Below are 19,174 nucleotides of genomic sequence, written 5' to 3' on the forward strand. Positions count from 1 at the left end.
TTTTCGATGCGTCCGACCCTGCTTGCCGGTCTTGCCCTGTCCGTTGTCCTTGCCGCCCCGCTTGCCGCGCAAAACGCCGCAACGCTCGATCCGATGACCAACGACAAGGTCGCCAGCTATGACTGGGTCCGGCCCGAGGCCGACTATGTCCGGCGCGAGGTGATGATCCCGATGCGCGACGGCAAGAAGCTGTTCACCGTGATCGTGTTCCGCAAGGGCACCACCGACGGGCCGATGCTGCTCAGCCGCAGCCCCTACAACGCGACCGGCCACACCAGCCGCAACCGCAGCCAGAAGATCGAGGAAGTGCTGGCGGTGATGGACGCGCCCTTCGTCAACGATGGCTATATCCGGGTCTATCAGGATGTCCGCGGGCTGGCGAAGTCGGAAGGCGACTATGTGATGACCCGGCCGCTGCGCGGGCCGCTCAACAAAACCAAGGTCGATCACGCAACCGACGCCTATGACACGATCGACTGGCTGGTGAAGAACGTCAAGGAAAGCAACGGCAAGGTCGGGATCATCGGCTCAAGCTATCTTGGCTTCACCTCGCTGATGGCGCTGATCGATCCGCATCCGGCGCTGAAGGCGGCAGTGCCGCAGTCGCCGATGGTCGATGGCTGGATCGGCGACGACTGGTTCCACAACGGCGCCTTCCGCACTTTCGGCTTCGACTACGATCTGGGCCAGACGGTGGAGAAGGGCGGCGGCGAAGTGCCCAAGGGGACGGGCGATGAATACACCGCCTACTTGGGCGGCGGTTCCGCCGGGGAGTTCGCCAAGCGCTGGGGGATCGACCAGCTGCCGTCGGTGCGCAAGCCGCTGGAGCACCCGGCCTATGACAGCTTCTGGCAGGGTCAGGCGGTCGACAAACTGCTGGCGGCGCGCAAGCTGACCGTGCCGACGCTGGTCATGCTGGGGCAGTGGGATCAGGAAGACAGCTATGGCGCGCCGGCGGTGTTCAAGGCGGTCAAGGCCGCCCAGCCCGATGCGCCGATAACGCTGGGTATCGGGCCGTGGCGCCATTCGGGGGCGAATTACGAAGGATCGTCGCTTGGCCCGCTCAAGTTCGAGGGGGATACTGCGCTCCAGTTCCGGCTCAACTGGATCAAGCCGTTCCTCGATTGCCGGGTGAAGAGCAACCCGCAGCCGTGCCAGCCGATGCCCGCGGCAGTGACCTATGCCACCGGCACCAACCGCTGGGAAACCGATGCCAAGTGGCCGGCAGGGAGCGAAATGCCGCTCTATCTGGCCGGAAATGGCGGGCTCAGCTGGGCCAAGCCGGCAGCTGGCAGCGATGACTATGTCTCCGATCCGGCCAAGCCGGTGCCGTTCCTGCCGCGTCCGGTCAACATGGGCGGCGATGCCTGGCGCACGTGGCTGGTGCAGGACCAGCGCTTTGTCGACGGGCGGCCCGACGTGCTGAGCTATACCAGCGACGTCCTGACCAAGCCGGTCCACATCAAGGGCGCGCCGCGGGTCGATCTGCGCGCGGCGACCACCGGGCAGGACAGCGACTGGGTGGTCAAGCTGATCGACGTCTATCCCGAAGAGAACAGCGCGAACGCCACCATGGCCGGTTACGAACTGGGTATCGGGATCGAGATCTTCCGCGGCCGCTATGTCCACGGTTTCTCCACGCCCGCGCCGCTGGAGCCAGGCAAGACCTACAGCTTTGGCTGGTCGCTGCCCAATGTGAACCACGTCTTCCTGCCCGGGCACAAGATCATGGTCCAGGTCCAGTCGAGCTTGTTCCCGCTCTATGACCGCAACCCGCAGACCTGGGTGCCCTCGATCATGTGGGCCAAGCCGGGGGACTACAAGAAGGCCACCCAGACAGTGCGCTGGGGCGGCAGCGAGGCGAGCGCAGTGTATCTGCCGGTTGTTGCCAACTGAGCGGGTACAAAGGCTGCCTGGCACGGTATCATCCAGCACACCATTTGACGGAATCGACGGGCTGCATTATGCGCCGGTTCGACTCTCTGCATAGGTATGCAGGCCACACCCGCCGGACGCATTGTGCGGCGGGGCAAACGCTTACGGAGAAGACCTTGACCGCATCGCTTTCCTACCCGCTGGACAAGCAGGGCATTGCCACTAGCGCCACGATCCATGCCAATCTTGGCACCCCGGCGCTGGTCGAGCATGCGATCGAACGCGGCGAGGGCAAGCTGACCCGCCACGGCGCGCTGCTGGTCGATACCGGCAAGTTCACCGGGCGCAGCGTCAAGGACAAGTACATTGTCCGCGATGCGGTGACCGAAGGCACGATCAACTGGGGCGCGATCAACCAGCCGATGGCCGGAGAGCACTGGGCCAATCTCAAGGCCGATTTCATGGCCGCGCTGACCGGCCAGCAGGAACTTTATGTGGCCGACCTGTTCGGCGGATCGCAGGCGGAATACCGGGTCAACGTGCGGGTCATCACCCAGATGGCGTGGCACAGCCTGTTCGTCCGGACCCTGCTGGTGCGCCCCACGGCGGACGAGCTGGCTGGCTTCGCTCCCGAATACACGATCATCAACCTGCCCGGGTTCAAGGCCGATCCGGTCCGTCACGGCTGCCGCAGCGATACGGTGATCGCGGTCAACTTCACCGAAAAGCTGATCCTGATCGGCAACACCGAATATTCGGGCGAGATGAAGAAGGGCGTGTTCGGCCTGCTCAACTTCCTGCTCCCGGCGCAGGGCGTGATGCCGATGCATTGCAGCGCCAATGTGGGCAAGGATGGCAAGAGCGCGATCTTCTTCGGTCTGTCGGGCACCGGCAAGACCACGCTGTCGGCCGATGCCAGCCGCACCCTGATTGGCGACGATGAACATGGCTGGTCGGACCAGGCGGTGTTCAATTTCGAAGGCGGCTGCTACGCCAAGATGATCAACCTCTCGGCCGAGGGTGAGCCCGAAATCTACGCCACGACGCAGATGTTCGGCACGATCCTTGAGAACGTGGCAATGGACGAAGCGACGCGCGAGCTGGACTTCACCGATGCCAGCAAGACCGAGAACACCCGCGGTGCCTATCCGATCGAATACATTCCGAACGTGTCGGAAAAGAACCTTGGTCCGGCACCGTCGAACGTGATCATGCTGACCGCCGATGCCTTTGGCGTGCTGCCCCCGATCGCGCGGCTGACGCCGGATCAGGCGATGTATTATTTCCTCTCGGGATACACCGCCAAGGTTGCTGGCACCGAAATCGGCGTGACCGAACCCGAAGCGACCTTCAGCACCTGCTTCGGCGCCGCCTTCATGCCGCGCCACCCCAGCGTTTACGGCAACTTGCTGAAAGAACGGATTGCCAAGGGCGGGGCGCAGTGCTGGCTGGTCAACACCGGCTGGTCGGGCGGCAAAGCCACCCAGCCGGGGATCAAGCGGATGCCGATCAAGGCGACCCGCGCGCTGCTCAACGCCGCGCTCGACGGCAGCCTGAACGATGCCGAATTCCGCAAGGATCCGAATTTCGGCTTCGATGTGCCGGTCAGCGTGCCCGGCGTCGATGCGCAATTGCTCGATCCGCGCGCGACCTGGGCCGATCCGCAAGACTACGATGCGACGGCGCAAGAGCTCGTCGGCAAGTTCATTGCGAATTTCGCGCAATTTGCCGACTACGTCGATGAAGGCGTCCGCCAGGCGGCTCCAACCGCCGCGTAACCCGGCCCGGGACGTACCTCGGGTCTGACCAGACTTTCCGAGGACCTACCGATGACCGACCATACGATCCGCCCCTTTGCGTCTGACGCGGCCGTGCGCCGCGTAGGCGAGGGGCTGCTTGCCCGGACCCTGCCCAAGGCCGAGTGGACGCACGAGGCGCACCTTGCCGCCTGCGCCTGGCTGCTGCTGGAGCGGCCCGATTTTCTGCCCGAACACGACTTGCCCGGCACCATCCGCGCCTACAACCTGGCCTGCGGCGGGGTGAACGACGACACCCAGGGCTATCACGAGACGCTGACCCAGCTCTACATCCGCGGCGTGCGGCAATTTCTGGTCAGGCGTGAACCCGCATCGCTGGTTGATACGGTCAACGCCCTGCTGGCCAGCGAGATCGCCCCGCGCGACTGGCCGCTGCGCCACTACAGCCGCGATTGCCTGTTCAGTGTCGCGGCGCGGCGCGGCTGGGTCGAGCCCGACTTGGCGCCACTTTGTCATGGCGCGGTCACGGGCAAAGGCGCATAAACCTCACTCGTTTCGAAGGAGTCGCAACCATGGGTATTTTCGACAGCATTCTGGGACAGGTCGGGCAGCACGCCGATGTCGGCAACCTGGCCGCCAAGCTGGGCATTCCCGCCGAAGTCGCTGAAAAGGCGATCGCGGCGTTGGGGCAGTCGCACGGCGAAGCCGGCGATACGATCGAGGGCGCTGCCGCCAAGACCGGGCTCGATGCCGGAATCCTTGGTCAGATCGTCGAGCAGATCGGCGGCGAGGGATCCTTGGGTCAGTATGCCCAGGAACTGCAGAGCAATCCGCAGGCCGCGGGCATCCTTAGCATGCTGGACCGCGACGGTGACGGCAATCCGCTAAACGACGTGCTCGGCATGGCCAAGGGGCTGTTCGGCAAGACGTGAACTTTGCGCTGCGGTGCACGGAAAAGGGCAGCGCGGCCGCGGCCCCGCTGCCCTTTTTCCTGAGCAAGGCCGCAATCAGTCGAGCAGTTCTGCCGGAACCTTGCCGCCATTGTCGGCCAGCGCCTTCATCACCTGCTTGTGCAGCGTGATATTGTCTTCGGCTGAACCCGAATAGTCCGCATTGCCCAGCTCGTGGGCCAGGTCCTTGCGGTTTTCATAGCTGGCGTCGATGCCCACCAGCTTCATCAGATCGACGATCGAAGTGCGCCAGTTGAGCCCGTCAGAGCCGGGCATGGCGCCCAGGTTGGCTGCGATGTCGACCGGTTCGGCCATGGTCGAGGCGGGCTGCGGTGCGGCTTCCATCGGGATTGCCGAAGCTTCCGGAGCGGGTGCCGGTGCAGCTTCCGCCTTGTGACCGAAAATCGCGTCCTTGATCTTGCTGAAAATCGACATGCTCTGAAACTCCTGCTGTGGCGGCGAATCGCCCCGATCCGCCGGGTACCCCTGCGCCCGCTGGGGTAGCATCTTTTTTCACGCAAGCGCAGCGCTTTAGCGTGCAGGCGGTGCCGCAATATAGCGCGAGACGTTCTGCGCCAGCACGTCGAGCGGGACGTTGCCGCCGCCGACCACGGCATCGTTGAAATCGCGCAGGTCGAAGCGCGCGCCTAGCGCAGTTCGCGCCCGCTCGCGCTGGGCCAGGATCTCGCTGTGGCCCATCTTGTAGCCGCAGGCCTGGCCCGGCCACGAACAATAGCGATCGACCTCGGGCGCCACTTCGGCCACGCTTGAACCGTTGGTCTTCGAAAACCAGTCGACCGCCTGTTCGCGGGTCCAGCGTTTGGCATGCAGGCCGGTATCGACCACCAGGCGGCAGGCGCGGAAGGCAATCGACTGCAAATAGCCCAGCTGACCAACCGGATCGCCGTCATAGGCGCCAAGTTCGTCGCCCAGCGTTTCGGCATAGAGCGCCCAGCCTTCGGAATAGGCATTGAACGCCAGCAGCGTGCGGATCAGCGGCAACCTGTTGGCGTATTCGCCCTGCCAGACGTGGCCCGGGATGCCTTCATGGAAGGCAAGGGTGGGTAGACTGTAGCGGCTGTGCAGATCGGTGGATCCCAGATTGATCCAGATCTTGCCCGGGACGGTGCCGTCGATTGATCCCGCCCCGCCATAGGCCCCCGGCGCGCCCGGTTCTTCGGCAGCAGGCAGGCGGCGGATTTCCAGATTGCCGCGCACCAGCGTGCGGAAGGCCTGGGGCAGCTTGCCGCGGATGAAATCGATCTTCGCTTGCATCAGCGCGATGATCTCGGCGCGACCCTTGTCATCGTTGCTGAAGTGAAAGCGCTTGTCCGTGCCCAGCGCGGTCATGCGTTCCCCGACCGTGCCGCTGGTATAGCCCAGCTTGCGCAGGATCGGATCCATCCGGGCATGAAGCTGGGCCAGCTGATCCAGCCCGATCTGGTGGACCTCGTCGGGTGAACGGCGCGTGGTGGTGCTGGCGCGCAGGCCCCAGGCGTACCATTCCTCTCCGCGTGGACGGGCCCAGATCCCGGCGTCATCGCTGGCCCGGGCGCGCTGGGCCTTGAGCTCATCCAGCTGGCGCGCGAGGGCGGCAGCAACCGGACCGGTGACCGTGGCCGTGGCGCGGCGTGCCCAGTCTCCCGGGATGGTCGTGGTTCGCCGCACCAGCGATTGCACCAGATCGCCGCCTGCGGCCGCATCGGCCTGGGTCTGGGTCATCTGGCGGATCGCCTTGTCGAGCAGGAACGAGGGTGCGATTGCGCCCATCCGTCCCGCCGCCTTGAGCCGGACAAGTTCGCCGTCAAGCTGGGCCGGGAAGACGGCCAGCCGAGCGAGGTAGGCTTCGGCATCGGCCGCATCATGCACCGGGTGATCGCCATCGAGGAAGCGCGGCGTGTCGAGATAGCCGCCGACATTCTGGATCACGACATAGGGCGTGTTGCGCCACCCCCCGACGGCAACATCGCCATAGGGCAGGGCAAAACCATCAAGCGCCGTAGAAAAGGCGCTTTCGACCACGGCCAGGCTTGTCCGGGTCTCGGCCGATAGTGGCGCGGTGTCGAAGCGTCGTGCCGCTTGCAAAGCCTCGCGCAGCACGGAAGCGACCTGTGCTTGTCCCCGTGGGGAACGATCACCAAGGCGGCTGCGCAAGGCGGCGTGGGCACCGGTATCCACGCCGAGCGATGTCGCCCCTTCCGGACTGAGTTCGAGCAGCCGCCAGGCGACCGAATCGAGAAAGGCGTCGACCCCGCTCGCCGTAAAGTCGTGCCGCAATCCGCTTGTCGTGCAGGACGGAAGCAGGAATGCGGCCGAGCCGAGGCCGGCCATGCGAAGCAGGTCGCGGCGCGAAAAATCCAATGATGTCATGACGGTTTTGTGCGCGGCCTGAAAGCGCGAGTCAATTTATCCGCAGCCTTGTTTGCAGACACCGATTTTGCGCTGGCATCCGTGTCATTTTGTGTCTTAATCAAACAACTAATGGGTCGCGCCGGGTCGCACGGTGGAGAGCCCGGAATATGGCCGGTATTGAAATGATGGATTTGTTGCGCCGCTCCGGCGGCATTGAAGCTGTGTCAAAGCAGCTTGGCATCTCGCCGGCGATTGCCGCTGCGGGTGCCGAAGCACTCTTGCCCGCAATTCTGGGTGGATTTCGCAAGCACGCCGACAGCGCGGGGGGCGGCGAAACCGGCCTTGGCAGCCTGATCGGGATGCTTGGCACACTGGGCGGCGGCGCACTTGCCGCGAATGTTCTGGGGCCGGATTCGACCGATGTCGATCAGGGCAATGGCATTCTTGGCCAGATCTTCGGAACAAAGGACGTCAGCCGCTCGGTTGCGGCCGATGCCGCTACGCGCACCGGTATCGATCCCGAACTGCTGAAGCGGATGCTGCCGCTGCTGGCGATGCTGGTCGGGGGCTATCTTTCCGCGCGTGCCGGCGGCAGCGGGCCCCTGGGCAGCGGCGGGCTGGGTGGGCTAGGGTCGATCCTCGAAGGTCTTGGTTCAGAGGCTGGCTCGGTGCCCGCGCCGCAGCCCGAACCGTCTGGCGGCATCCTTGGCGGGCTGGGCAAGATCCTCGACATGAACGGCGACGGCAACCCGCTCGACGATATTATTGGAATGGCGGGCAAACTGCGCCAATGATCGCAGCGTGAGCGATACGATCCTCTCGATTCTGGTCCTGGCCGCGATCGCCATGGTACTGGGCGCCATCGCCTGGTGGCGGCGCGGCATGCGCAAACAGGCCGCACTGATGCTGGTCCTGGCGCTGGTCATCGCCGGAAACGTGGCAATCTGGGTGCTGCCGGACGAAAGCGGCAAGGTGCCCGTCAACGCCGCCATTCGCTAGGCGCTCAGCGGATCGGGCAATCCGGCGCGAGGCGGAAGTCGAGGTAGTTGTCGACCGACCGCATCAGATCATCCATCTCGGTTTCGAAGAAGTGGTTCGCCCGGGGGATTTCCTCGTGGTGAATGGTGATGTGCTTTTGCGTGCGCAGCTTGTCGACCAGCTTCTGCACCGCGTTCGGCGTTACCACCGTGTCCGATGCGCCCTGGATGATGATACCCGAAGCCGGGCACGGGGCCAGGAAGCTGAAATCGTACATGTTGGCCGGCGGTGCGACCGAGATGAAGCCGCGGATTTCCGGGCGACGCATCAAGAGCTGCATGCCGATCAGCGCGCCGAAGGAATAGCCCGCGATCCAGGTGGTGCTGGCTTCCGGGTGGATCGACTGGACCCAGTCGAGCGCGGCGGCGGCATCGCTCAATTCGCCGATGCCGTTGTCGAAGCTGCCCTGGCTGCGCCCCACGCCGCGGAAATTGAAACGCAGCGTGGCAAACCCGCGCGCCTGGAAGGTCTTGTACAGCGCCATGGTAATCCGGTCGTTCATCGTCCCGCCCGCCTGGGGGTGGGGATGAAGGATCATGGCGACCGGCGCGCGGGGGCGCGATGCGGGCTGGAAACGGCCTTCGAGACGGCCTTCGGGCCCGGGAAAAATGACGGATGGCATATCTTGCACCTGTTTCTGGGCTGGGCCCTGTCCGCGGCGTCCGTCTAAATCGGCGTGCCGGCCCGGATGGGGCTATCTTGAAGAAGCGTGCGCTATATAGAAACGCAGGTCCGAAAAGCAACGATTGCGAACATGCCCGCCGATTTCATCTATCTCGACCATCAGGCAACCACCCCGCTGGCCCCCGAGGCGCGCGAGGCGATGCTGCCGTGGTTGTCCGGACCGGAGTCCATTGGCTTTGCCAATCCGCATTCGATGCACAAGGCGGGACGGGCTGCCGCCGCCGCGGTGGAAGTCGCGCGCGAGCAGGTTGCGGCACTGCTGCCCAAGGGCGGCCGGGTGATCTTCACCAGTGGCGCGACCGAAGCTTTGAACCAGGCGATCCGCTCGGTTCCGCGCGGAGCCATCGCCTATTCCGCGATTGAGCATTCTGCTGTGGTCAACGCTGCGCTGGCCACCGGTGCAGCGGTGCAGGAACTGCCCGTCAGCGCTCAGGGTCTGGTCGATCCCGACGTCGCGATTGCGGAAGGCACCGGGCTGGTCGCGGTCATGCAGGTCAATAACGAGATCGGCACGATCCAGCCGGTTGCCGCACTGGCGCAGCGGGCGCATGATTTGGGTGCCCTCTTCTTGTGCGATGCGGTCCAGGGCGCGGGCAAGATCGCCCCGCCGGAGGACGCCGACCTGATCGCGATCACCGCGCACAAGCTTTATGGTCCAAAGGGGATCGGTGCCCTGTGGGTGCGCGACGGGGTGAAGATCGCCGCGCTGATCGAAGGCGGCGGGCAGGAAGGCGGGCTGCGATCGGGCACGCTCAGCCCGGCGCTGTGTGCCGGGTTTGGAGCAGCGGCCAAGCTGGCGCGGGAGCGGATGGAAGCGGATTTCCAGCACTTGTCCGGACTGGCCGCACTGGCCCGTTCGATCCTCGCGCGCTGGACGGTCAACGGCAGCGAGACCGCACGTTGGCCGGGCAATCTCAGCCTGCGGCTGGACGGGCTGAACTTTCCGCGCTTGTTGATGGACTGCCGTCAGATCGCGTTCTCTGCCGGCTCGGCCTGCGGCAGCGGGACCGGCGCGCCGAGCCGGGTGCTCACTGCGATCGGGCTGGATGCGGCGCAGGCGCGCAACGCAATCCGCCTTGGCTTTGGCCGCTACACGACCCGCGACGAGGTCGAGATTGCCTGCCGCGCGCTCGATGCCGCAGCGCAGGCCCAGGGGGTGTGATGGTCAGGGTTGTTTTCGTTGGCGCGCATGGCGACCGCATCGAAGCCGAAGGGCGACCCGGCGACGTGCTGCTGAAGATCGCGCAAGGTGCCGATATGCCGCTGGAGGGGACCTGCGAAGGACAGATGGCCTGCTCGACCTGCCACGTCGTCGTCGCGCCGGACTGGTTCGACAAGCTGCCCCGCGCGAGCGAAGACGAAGAGGACATGCTCGATCTTGCCGCAGGGGTGACCCGCACCAGCCGCTTGTCGTGCCAGATCCTGCTGAGCGATGCGCTCGACGGGCTGGAGGTGCGGATTCCGGGGGAAAGCCGGGACATGCAGCGGCGTTAATCGGCCGCGTTCAGGGCATCGATCAGCGTCTGCGAAAATGCCGGAATGTCATCGGGCATGCGGCTGGTGATAAGGTTGCCATCGACGGCGACTTCCTGATCGACAACATTGGCGCCGGCATTGGCCAGATCGGTGCGCAGCGACGGCCATGAAGTGACAGTCCGACCTTCGATGACATCGGCTTCGACCAACAGCCACGGCCCGTGGCAGATCGCGGCGATCGGCTTGCCCGCGGCGGCAAAGTCCTCGACCAGATCGATCGCGTCATCGTTCATCCGCAGGATATCCGGGTTCATCTGCCCGCCGGGAAGGAGCAGGGCATCGAAATCGGCTTCGCTGACATTCTCGATCAGCGCATCGACGGCGACGCTGTCGCCCCAATTCTTGTCCTTCCAGCCCTTGATCATACCCGCTTCGGGGCTTGCCACCACGGTCGTGAACCCGGCCTGCTCCAATGCGGCCTTGGGATCCATCAGCTCGGACTGCTCGAAACCGTGGGTGGCGAGGATGAGGATGCGCTTGGTCATGGCAGGTCTCCGTGTGCTTGGGGTTTCGCACCCACAACCAACGGCGGAAAACACTGTTCCCCCCGGTTACCTTCACCCTGCCGCGTTGCTAGGGCGGTCGGGCAATGACCATTGACCTGACCGAACCCGATCCCTTTGACGCCATCGTCGACGCGCCGTTCGATAGCGCGCTGTCGGAACGCTACCTCGTCTATGCCCTGTCGACGATCACCGCGCGCTCGCTGCCCGACCTGCGCGACGGATTGAAGCCGGTCCACCGCCGCCTGCTATGGGCGATGCGGCAGCTCAAGCTCAGCCCGAGCGAGGCCTTCAAGAAATCGGCCCGCGTCGTCGGCGACGTGATCGGCAAGTATCACCCGCACGGCGACCAGTCGGTCTATGACGCGATGGTCCGGCTCGCCCAGGATTTCAGCCTGCGCTATCCGCTGGTCGACGGGCAGGGCAATTTCGGCAACATCGACGGCGATAACGCCGCCGCCTACCGCTACACCGAAGCCCGCCTGACCAAGACCGCAATCCAGCTGATGGCCGGCCTCGACGAAGGCACGGTCAATTTCATCCCGACCTACAACGGCGAGGAGGAAGAGCCCGAGATCTTCCCCGGGCTGTTCCCCAACCTGCTCGCCAACGGATCGACCGGGATCGCTGTGGGCATGGCAACCTCGATCCCCAGCCACAACGTCGCCGAAGTAATCGACGCGACCATGCTGCTGATCGACAACCCCCACGTCGAACACGCCCAGCTGATGGAGGTGTTCAAGGGGCCGGACTTCGCCACCGGCGGGGTGGTGGTCGACAGCGCGGCGGCGATCTCTGCCGCTTACGAAACCGGCAAGGGCGCGTTCCGCGTGCGCGGTCGCTTCTCGACCGGGCGCAAAGATGACGGCACCTGGGAAGAGAGCGGGATCGAAAAGCTCAGCGGCGGGCAATGGCAGCTGGTGATCAGCGAGATCCCCTACATGCTGCCCAAGGGCAAGCTGATCGAGCAGGTTGCCCAGGCGATTGCCGACAAGAAACTGCCGATCCTTGAAGACGTGCGCGACGAAAGCGATACCCAGGTGCGGATCGTCTTCGTGCCCAAGAGCCGCAACGTCGATCCCGAACTGCTCAAGGAATCGCTCTACAAGCTGACCGATCTGGAAAGCCGTTTCAGCCTCAACCTGAACGTCCTCGACGCCAGCCGCACCCCGGGGGTGATGGGTCTGAAGCTGCTGCTGCAGGAATGGGTCATCGCCCAGATCGACATCCTGCTGCGCCGCACCCAGCACCGGCTCGACAAGATCGCCTCGCGGCTCGAACTGCTCGAAGGCTATATTATCGCCTTCCTCAACCTCGACCGGATCATCGAGATTATCCGCACCGAGGATGAGCCCAAAGTGCTGATGATGGCGGAGTTCGAGCTCAACGACCGCCAGGCCGAAGCGATCCTCAACATGCGGCTGCGCAGCTTGCGCCGGCTCGAGGAAATGGAGCTGCGCAAGGAGCACGCCGAGCTGCTGCTCGAGCGGGACGAGCTGCAGAAGCTGCTCGACAGCCCGGCGCGCCAGCGCACGCGATTGAAGCGCGATCTGACCAACCTGCGCAAGGACTATGCCGAGGACACCGCGCTCGGCCGTCGCCGCACCACGATTGCCGAAGCCGCGCCGACGATCGAGTTTTCGATGGACGCGATGATCGAGAAGGCGCCAGTGACGGTGATCCTCTCGGCCAAGGGCTGGATCCGCGGCGCTTCTGGCCACGAGCCGCTGGACCGCGAATTCAAGTTCAAGGAAGGCGACGGCCCGGCTTTCGCGCTCCACGCCCAGACCACTGACAAGCTGCTGATCGCCTGCGACAACGGCCGGTTCTATACCCTGGGCTGCGACAAGCTGCCCAGCGCGCGCGGATTTGGCGAGCCGATCCGAACGATGATCGACATCGATGCCGAGGCGGCAATCGTAGCGCTGCTGGTCCACCGGCCCAAGGCACAGCTGCTGTTGGCCAGCAACCAGGGCCGCGGATTTGCGGCCGAGGCCGACGAACTGCTCGCGGAAACCCGCAAGGGCCGCGGCGTGATGAACACCAAGCCGGGGGTCAAATTGGCCGTGGTGCGCGAAATTCCCGCCGAGCACGATCATGTTGCCGTGGTTGGCGACAACCGCAAACTGGTGCTGTTCAGCCTGGAAGAGCTGCCAGTCCTGGCCAAGGGGCAGGGCGTTACCCTGCAGCGCTATCGAGACGGCGGACTGGCCGATGCGGTGACGCTCAAGCTCGACGAGGGATTGAGCTGGAAGATGGGCGGCGACAGCGGCCGTACTCGCACCGAGAGCGACATGCGGCTGTGGAAGGTTGCGCGCGGCGCGGCCGGTCGCTTGCCGCCCAATGGCTTCCCGCGGGACAACAAGTTCTAGCGCATGTCGGTCTGCTGCGGATTCCTCGGCAGCAGAATCAACGTACGGCCCTCGACCCGCCAGCTGGCGAGCCGGGTCAGCAGGTTCATGCCGATCACATTGGTTTCACCCAGACCCGGTGCGACCACGGCGTCGAGATCGCGGGCAACGACATTGCCGAAACGCAGTTCGCCGATCGTGCCCAACCGGGCTGGGGTCGGTCCGTTGGCAGTCTGCAGGACCACGTTGCGGGGCAGGGCGCCAGTTTCCATCGCCGCCGCTTCCGCCGTGCCCGGCGAAATGGCCGTCAGGGTCGCGCCGGTGTCGATCAGGAAGCGTCGTTCGATGCCGTTGACCTGGGCGCGGACCCAGAAATGTCCGTCGAGCCCCATCGGCACCCGCGTTTCGCCGCCGGCAACGGTTTGCTGCTTGAGCCCGGCGATGGCCAACGACATGTCGCTGCCGCTGGACAAGCGTGCCGCCTGGGCGATGGTCAGCAGCAGCACCGCGACGATGCCCAGCGTGCCCATGCCGCGCAGGAACTGGCCGAACCCCGGCACTGCGCGGATCACCAGCGAACCCAGGACCGACATCAGTATTGCCGCCATGGCCAGTGCCAACAGGGGCTGCTGCAGCAGGAATGCGGCCAGATCGTCGAGCGCCATGGCGGCTGGATAGCACGCCAATGCTTGCGCTGCGATGAGCGCCTTCAGGCCAGCAATAATTCGTCGAGGATGCGGCGCACACGGGCGGCATCGGGAAAGCCCTCGGCGATCCACTGGGTTTCGACGGCCTGTAGCGTGCGGGCCACCTGCGGTCCGGCCGTAACCCCGCGCGCAACGATGTCGCCGCCCTTGAGCGGGAAGGTCGGGATCGTCCAGCCATCGAGCGGGGCAATGCTTTGGCCGGTGAGGAGCAGGCGATCGAGCGCACTTTCGTGGCCGAGGCGATAGGCAAGGGCGCGGGCGTTAGAAACGAAGCCCTCACGCCCTGCCGCGAGTGCCAGCCGCTTCTTCTGTGCGCCCGACAGGCGGAACCGGCTTGCCACGGCCTCAGCCAAAGGAACCTCGGCGGGGAGCAGCGCGGCGAGGCGGCGCAAGGCATCGGGGGTGACTTCCTGCAGCCGTTCCTGTTCGATGAGCGCGGCGAGGGCGGCAACGTCAGCCTCAGGCAGGACGACATCGAGCACGCCCAGCTGCGCCATTCGCGCCACCGTGGGTGCCGGATCGGGCAGGCCGAGCAGGTTCATCATCTCCATGCCAACCCGTTCGCGTGACAGGCCCTTGAGCGTCGCGGCCAGTTCGGCGCAGGCCTGCTCCGCCGCCGGATCGGCCGGCTGCGAGCCGAACCGCGCCTGGAAGCGGAAGTAACGCAGGATGCGCAAGTGATCCTCGCGGATGCGCTGGCGCGGATCGCCGATGAAACGCAGCCGCCGCGCGGCGAGGTCTTCGCGGCCGCCAAAATAGTCGAGAATCTCGCCGCTCGCCGGATCGGCGTAAAGCGCGTTGATAGTGAAATCGCGCCGCGCGGCGTCGTCCTGCCAGTCGCTCGCGAAAGCCACGGTGGCGCGGCGACCATCGGTGCTGACGTCATGGCGCAGCGTGGTGATCTCGACCGCGCCGCTGGGCAGGACGGCGGTGATCGTGCCGTGCTCGATCCCGGTCGGGACCGGCTGGAAACCCGCCTCGCGCACTTTGGCCATGACTGTCTTGGGATCGAGCGGCGTGGCAAGATCGATGTCCTTGACCGCCAGCCCCAGCAAGGTGTCGCGCACCGCCCCGCCGACATAGCGCGCCTGGCCTGGGCCGAGCGCAGCCACCAGCGCCGCCAGATCGGCGCGCCCAGTCCAGTCTGCGGCGGGCAGGCGATCTACCACGCGATGCGCTTGGCCAGATTGGCGATGATCGCTGCGGTCACCCCCCAGATGCGGTGTTCCTGCCACATGATCTCAATGTAGCGCCTTTCCGCGCCCTGCCAAAACGCCGATTGGCTTTTCTGGTTGGCGGCATCGAATACAAAGTCGACCGGGGCTTCGAACCATTTGGCAACTTCGGTGGGGTTGGGGCACAGCACCAGGTCGGGCGGCACCACCGCGATCACCGGGGTCACGGCATAGCCGGTTCCGGTGCGGTATTCGTCGCTGGCCCCGATCACGGTGACATCGCCGGGATCGATCCCCAGTTCCTCGTTGGCTTCGCGCAGCGCGGCTTCGATCGGTGTTTCTCCGGGATCGATCTTGCCGCCGGGAAAGGCCACCTGCCCGGGGTGCGAGCGCATGTTGGAGGGGCGGTGGATCAGCAGAAAGCCCGGCCGTTCGCGCTCGGTGATTGCGGCCAGAACGGCCGCGGGACGCAGCGTGTCGGGCAGGTCGCGGTGATCCTGGTGAAGCCCCTCGATCGGCGCTGCATGACCCTCGGCATGGAGGTGGCGCAGGCGCGCGACAAGTTCGCTCATGCCGGTACCAGCGAGAAACGCGCGCCGCGACTGTTCACGCTCAGGTCGGTCTCGGCCAGGTCGACCAGCTGCAGCCAGGTGCTGCGGTTGAGCCGCGCTTCGGTGCCGTGGCGCACGGCCAGATACAGCGCCGGGGTGTCGCCATCGCCGCGTGCGACCAGGGGATGACCGGCATCGGCAATCACCGTGTCATCGCTATTGAGGCGGAACACCAGCGCGTCACCGATGCGGCTGACATCGGTGGCGATGAACGCAGCATCCTCTACCGCTATGGCCTGCTTTTCGGCCGGGGTGACCAACCAGTGCTGGCCATCGGTGTCGCGCCGAAGCAGTCCGGCAAAGGCGCGGATCATTGCCGGCCGCCTGATTTCGCCGCCGTCGTGGAACCAGCGGCCGTCGCCTTTGATGACCATCCTGCTGTCAGAGACTGCCTGCGGCGTCCACTGATCGACTGGCGGCAATTTGCGCGCGGCGACCAGTTCGGCCAGCGCCACTAGCGACAGTTCAGCAATTTCAGGAGGCGGTTCGTACGGCATTGACGCTGCGATGCCAGATTGGTCTAGCTGCGCCAAGGCCCCAGCGTGCCTTCGCGGGGCAGGACGGCGGGATTGCTGGTGCGGACCAGCAACCGGTGCGGTTCCCACGGGCCGGGCAGGGTCCAGCCGCGGGTCGGTTCGGCGGTGAAACCCCAGAAGCGGCCGTAGTATTCGGGATCGCCGATCATCACCTGCGGCAGCGGCGCGCGCGGATCGAGTGCGCCCAGCGCCGCGGTCATCAGCGCCTTGCCGTAACCCAGGCCCTGCGCCTCGGGCGCAACCGCAACCGGGCCGACCAGGATCAGCGGGTGCGCGCGGCCGGAAGGATCGGTCAGCGCCACCGGCCAGCACTGGATCGTGCCGACCAGATACTCCTCGCCGTCGATCGCTGCGAAGCTCAGTCCGGGCAGCCAGTCGACGCCCTCGCGCAGCTTGTAGGCGGTACGCTGCCGCCGCTCCGGCTCGAACGCGCGGTCGAGGAGCGCTTCAACCAGCGCGGGATCGACATTGTCGAGCGGGATCAGGGTCAGGGCCTCGGTCATCGAGGCGCGCCGATAGGGGCTGGGGGCGCCCGTGTCTACTTGCGCGTCAGGCGCAGCAGGCGGCCGCCTTCTCCATCCTCAAGGAGCAGAAGCGCGCCATCGGGTGCTTCGCGGATCTCGCGGATACGTGCCCCCAGCGGATAGCGCGCCTCTTCAATGCCCTTTTCGCCATCGATCCGCACCCGGACCAGCCCCTCGCTGCCCAGCGCGGCGATCAGCGCGTGGCCCTTCCATTCGGGCCACATCCTGCCGCTGTAGAAGATGAAATCGCCCGGCGCGATCACCGGGTTCCAGCTGATCGCGGGCTGGGCCAGATCGGGGCGGGTCTTGTTGCGCGGGATCGCCTTGCCGTCGTAGTGATCGCCGTCCGAAACCAGCGGCCAGCCATAGTTCTGTCCTGGCTTGACCAGATTGAGTTCGTCACCACCGGCGGGGCCGTGTTCGAGGTCCCATAGTTGTCCGGCAGCATCGAATTGCAGGCCGAGCAGGTTGCGGTGGCCGTAGGACCAGATTTCGCGCGCGGTGCCGCCCCTGGCTTCGAAGGGATTGCCCGCCGCCGGCGTGCCATCGCGGTTAAGGCGCAGCACTTTGCCGAGGTTGTTGGAAAGGTCCTGCGCCGGCGTGAACTTCTGCCGCTCGCCCGAGGACAGGAACAGAAACTTGCCATCGGGAGAGAAAGCGATGCGGTGCGAAAAGTGGCCGCGCCCGGTAACCTTGGGGCTTTGCCGCCAGATCATTGTCAGGCCTTCAAGCCCGGGTTGCGGCGCCGCGGGATCGAGGGTGGCCCGGCCCAAAACCGCGCCGCGGGTGTCGCGCGGGCCGGCTTCGACCCAGGTCAGATAGATCACCTTGCTGGTCGCGAAATCGGGTGCCAGTGCCACATCCCCCAGACCGCCTTGCCCGCCATAGTCCACCGTTGGCGCGCCGCCCACCGGCACCTTCGCGCCATTGATCAGGTCGACCAGCCAGATCTTGCCGGCCTTTTCGGTAATCAGCGCCGAGGTCCCGCCGGGCAGCAAGGCCATCGCCCACGGCTCGTCGAGCGTTGCGAGTGATTTGACCGCAAAGGCTTGGCCCACCGACGGAGCGGGCGCGCTGCTATCCCCTGCTGCCGTCGCGTGGCAACTTGCGGCGAGCAGGGCGAGTGGCGATAAGGCGGCGAAGAGCTTTGTTTTCATGCCGGATACCATCGCCCAGCCTGTCTTGCTTGCCAAGTCCCCCGCCGACCGGCTGGTGATTGGTGTCGACGAAGCAGGGCGTGGGCCGCTGGCGGGTCCCGTCGTGGCGGCGGCCTGTGTGCTGGGGGCCGCTCCACCTGCCGGGCTCGACGATTCCAAGAAGCTGTCAGCCAGGCGCCGCGCGGTGCTTGAGCCTTTGATCCAGCAGTCGTGCCACTGGGCGCTGGGCGTGGTCGAGGCTGACGAGATCGACCGGATCAACATCTTCGCGGCGACCATGCTGGCGATGACCCGCGCGGTCGCTGCGCTGGTGGCCGAACTTGGCTTCGACCCCGACCAGGTGCTGATCGACGGCAACAAGACCCCGGCCGGGTGCGTGGCGGAATGGCGCTGGCCGGCACGTGCGATCATTGGCGGGGACGCGCTGGAGCCTTGCATCTCCGCCGCCTCGATCCTCGCCAAGGAACACCGCGACCGGGTGATGCGCGCCCACGCCGAAATGCATCCACATTATGGGTGGGCACGCAACATGGGCTATGGCACCGCCGAACACCTCGCGGCGCTTCGCCGCCACGGTCCGACGCCGCTGCATCGCCGCAGCTTTGCTCCAGTCGCGCAGTGCGATTTGCCGCTCGGCTGAGCGGAACGGGCGATCACAGCGACAGCCGGTCCGCATCGGTGGAGTGTTCGAACCCCTGATTCACGTCCCTTGTGGTGGGCGCCTCAGCCCGTTGTCCCCGAACCTCCGGTCCGGTCCTACGCAGCAGAATCCCCAGCATGAATTGTCCAAACGGCCAATCACCGATGTCCGAATCCGCATTGATGTGCCCGACCTTGCCGGCATCGGCAAAGTTGCTGCCCCAGACCCTCGCCAGGCGCCGCGAGGTGCGAAAGCCCATGTAGGGATCGTCGTGGCTGGCGATCAGGATCGAAGGAAACGGCAGCCGGATCGACGGCGTTGGCGCAAAGCTGGCAATCCGTTCGTCGCGGGGGAAGAAGTCGACCTCGGGCGGGGCGACTAGCAGGGCGCCGCGGATCGGGCTGTCCGGTCCCGGCTGTTCCAGCTGGGCCCACCACGCCACCGCCAGGCAGCCGAGGCTGTGCGCGACCAGGATGACCGGACAATTGGCCTCGCGGATCGCCAGGTTCAGCTTGTTGACCCAGGTGTTGCGGTGGGGCTTGCTCCACATCCCCAGATCGACCCGCTGGCAATCGCCGCGCTGCCGCTCCCACCGGGTCTGCCAGTGGTCCGGACCGCTGTTGTCGAGTCCGGGGACGGTCAGGATCAAGGGGGCGTGGTTGCTTTGCCCCGGGATGATGGTGCTCATGTTCGGTCTCCGTGGAGTGGGGGAGGCCGGTCGACTTGGAATACGTCCCGACGCGTTCCGATTTAACTCAACTGAATTGATAGACAATAG

At 65.6% G+C, this 19,174-nt stretch carries 21 protein-coding genes; 10 read left to right on the forward strand and 11 right to left on the reverse strand.

The window, feature by feature from the left end; translation table 11 throughout:
• The first annotated feature begins 6 nt into the window (after nt 1–6).
• The 4 genes from ACFFF7_RS14275 (at nt 7) to ACFFF7_RS14290 (ending at nt 4,564) form a co-directional block, all read left to right on the forward strand.
• Nucleotides 7–1,896 (forward strand): CocE/NonD family hydrolase, encoded by a 1,890-nt coding sequence (locus tag ACFFF7_RS14275; RefSeq protein WP_379482026.1) that lies wholly within the window; start codon nt 7–9, stop codon nt 1,894–1,896.
• A 155-nt stretch (nt 1,897–2,051) separates the two neighbouring features.
• Nucleotides 2,052–3,653, forward strand: coding sequence for a phosphoenolpyruvate carboxykinase (locus ACFFF7_RS14280; protein WP_379482027.1), 1,602 nt, complete (start codon nt 2,052–2,054; stop codon nt 3,651–3,653).
• A gap of 51 nt (nt 3,654–3,704) precedes the next feature.
• The gene (locus tag ACFFF7_RS14285) at nt 3,705–4,175 is read left to right on the forward strand and encodes a hypothetical protein (protein WP_379482028.1); all 471 of its coding nucleotides are present in this window, start codon (nt 3,705–3,707) and stop codon (nt 4,173–4,175) included.
• Between the two features lie 29 nt (nt 4,176–4,204).
• Nucleotides 4,205–4,564 carry a hypothetical protein gene (locus tag ACFFF7_RS14290; protein ID WP_379482029.1) on the forward strand — a complete coding sequence of 120 codons (360 nt, stop codon included), beginning with the start codon at nt 4,205–4,207 and terminating at the stop codon, nt 4,562–4,564.
• Nucleotides 4,565–4,639: 75 nt separating this feature from the next.
• Here ACFFF7_RS14290 and ACFFF7_RS14295 read toward each other — a convergent pair whose 3' ends face one another.
• Nucleotides 4,640–5,017: a DUF3597 domain-containing protein gene (locus tag ACFFF7_RS14295; protein ID WP_379482030.1), complete on the reverse strand. Its 378-nt coding sequence runs from the start codon at nt 5,015–5,017 to the stop codon at nt 4,640–4,642.
• Between the two features lie 96 nt (nt 5,018–5,113).
• Complete coding sequence (locus ACFFF7_RS14300) at nt 5,114–6,952, reverse strand: DUF885 domain-containing protein (RefSeq protein WP_379482031.1); 1,839 nt, start codon at nt 6,950–6,952, stop codon at nt 5,114–5,116.
• Between the two features lie 203 nt (nt 6,953–7,155).
• On the opposite strand from ACFFF7_RS14300, the gene ACFFF7_RS14305 reads away from it, so the two are divergent.
• The gene (locus ACFFF7_RS14305) at nt 7,156–7,728 is read left to right on the forward strand and encodes a DUF937 domain-containing protein (RefSeq protein WP_379482032.1); all 573 of its coding nucleotides are present in this window, start codon (nt 7,156–7,158) and stop codon (nt 7,726–7,728) included.
• A gap of 7 nt (nt 7,729–7,735) precedes the next feature.
• Nucleotides 7,736–7,933: a hypothetical protein gene (locus ACFFF7_RS14310; RefSeq protein WP_379482033.1), complete on the forward strand. Its 198-nt coding sequence runs from the start codon at nt 7,736–7,738 to the stop codon at nt 7,931–7,933.
• Nucleotides 7,934–7,937: 4 nt separating this feature from the next.
• On the opposite strand, the gene ACFFF7_RS14315 is transcribed toward ACFFF7_RS14310, so the two are convergent.
• Complete coding sequence (locus tag ACFFF7_RS14315; protein WP_379482034.1) at nt 7,938–8,594, reverse strand: alpha/beta hydrolase; 657 nt, start codon at nt 8,592–8,594, stop codon at nt 7,938–7,940.
• 132 nt (nt 8,595–8,726) lie between these two features.
• Here ACFFF7_RS14315 and ACFFF7_RS14320 point away from each other — a divergent pair, with 132 nt between their 5' ends.
• Both ACFFF7_RS14320 and ACFFF7_RS14325 read left to right on the forward strand, forming a co-directional pair.
• Nucleotides 8,727–9,818 (forward strand): cysteine desulfurase family protein, encoded by a 1,092-nt coding sequence (locus ACFFF7_RS14320; protein ID WP_379482035.1) that lies wholly within the window; start codon nt 8,727–8,729, stop codon nt 9,816–9,818.
• Nucleotides 9,818–10,150 carry a 2Fe-2S iron-sulfur cluster-binding protein gene (locus tag ACFFF7_RS14325; RefSeq protein WP_379482036.1) on the forward strand — a complete coding sequence of 111 codons (333 nt, stop codon included), beginning with the start codon at nt 9,818–9,820 and terminating at the stop codon, nt 10,148–10,150. Before ACFFF7_RS14320 ends, ACFFF7_RS14325 begins: the two co-directional genes overlap by 1 nt.
• Here ACFFF7_RS14325 and ACFFF7_RS14330 read toward each other — a convergent pair.
• Nucleotides 10,147–10,677, reverse strand: a complete 531-nt coding sequence (locus ACFFF7_RS14330) for a type 1 glutamine amidotransferase domain-containing protein (protein WP_379482037.1) — start codon at nt 10,675–10,677, stop codon at nt 10,147–10,149. The two genes, ACFFF7_RS14325 and ACFFF7_RS14330, sit on opposite strands and share 4 nt — an antisense overlap.
• A 104-nt stretch (nt 10,678–10,781) precedes the next feature.
• On the opposite strand from ACFFF7_RS14330, the gene parC reads away from it, so the two are divergent.
• Entirely contained in the window at nt 10,782–13,067 is a 2,286-nt protein-coding gene (parC, locus tag ACFFF7_RS14335) for a DNA topoisomerase IV subunit A (protein ID WP_379482038.1), read from the forward strand.
• Here the strand turns inward: parC and ACFFF7_RS14340 are convergent.
• From ACFFF7_RS14340 to ACFFF7_RS14365, 6 genes are read right to left on the reverse strand one after another with little or no spacing between them, the layout of a single operon-like run.
• On the reverse strand, nt 13,064–13,732 hold the full coding sequence (locus ACFFF7_RS14340) for a retropepsin-like aspartic protease family protein (RefSeq protein ID WP_379482039.1): 669 nt from the start codon (nt 13,730–13,732) through the stop codon (nt 13,064–13,066). The two genes, parC and ACFFF7_RS14340, sit on opposite strands and share 4 nt — an antisense overlap.
• 23 nt (nt 13,733–13,755) lie before the next feature.
• A complete protein-coding gene (locus tag ACFFF7_RS14345; RefSeq protein WP_379482040.1) occupies nt 13,756–14,922 on the reverse strand; it encodes a CCA tRNA nucleotidyltransferase in 1,167 nt (388 codons plus the stop codon).
• Nucleotides 14,916–15,500, reverse strand: coding sequence for a CoA pyrophosphatase (locus tag ACFFF7_RS14350; RefSeq protein ID WP_379482041.1), 585 nt, complete (start codon nt 15,498–15,500; stop codon nt 14,916–14,918). Before ACFFF7_RS14350 ends, ACFFF7_RS14345 begins: the two co-directional genes overlap by 7 nt.
• On the reverse strand, nt 15,497–16,036 hold the full coding sequence (locus ACFFF7_RS14355; RefSeq protein ID WP_379482042.1) for a DUF1285 domain-containing protein: 540 nt from the start codon (nt 16,034–16,036) through the stop codon (nt 15,497–15,499). The genes ACFFF7_RS14350 and ACFFF7_RS14355 overlap by 4 nt, the downstream gene beginning before the upstream one ends.
• A gap of 23 nt (nt 16,037–16,059) precedes the next feature.
• Nucleotides 16,060–16,578, reverse strand: coding sequence for a GNAT family N-acetyltransferase (locus ACFFF7_RS14360; protein WP_379482043.1), 519 nt, complete (start codon nt 16,576–16,578; stop codon nt 16,060–16,062).
• Between the two features lie 35 nt (nt 16,579–16,613).
• On the reverse strand, nt 16,614–17,756 hold the full coding sequence (locus tag ACFFF7_RS14365; protein ID WP_379482044.1) for a PQQ-dependent sugar dehydrogenase: 1,143 nt from the start codon (nt 17,754–17,756) through the stop codon (nt 16,614–16,616).
• Between ACFFF7_RS14365 and rnhB the strand changes: the two genes are divergently transcribed.
• A complete protein-coding gene (gene rnhB, locus ACFFF7_RS14370) occupies nt 17,755–18,396 on the forward strand; it encodes a ribonuclease HII (protein WP_379482045.1) in 642 nt (213 codons plus the stop codon). The genes ACFFF7_RS14365 and rnhB overlap by 2 nt on opposite strands.
• Before the next feature lie 13 nt (nt 18,397–18,409).
• Here the strand turns inward: rnhB and ACFFF7_RS14375 are convergent, their stop codons facing one another.
• A complete protein-coding gene (locus tag ACFFF7_RS14375) occupies nt 18,410–19,084 on the reverse strand; it encodes an RBBP9/YdeN family alpha/beta hydrolase (protein ID WP_379482046.1) in 675 nt (224 codons plus the stop codon).
• Between the last annotated feature and the right edge of the window lie 90 nt (nt 19,085–19,174).

Source organism: Novosphingobium aquiterrae, from assembly GCF_042434435.1.
Taxonomy (GTDB): domain Bacteria; phylum Pseudomonadota; class Alphaproteobacteria; order Sphingomonadales; family Sphingomonadaceae; genus Novosphingobium; species Novosphingobium aquiterrae.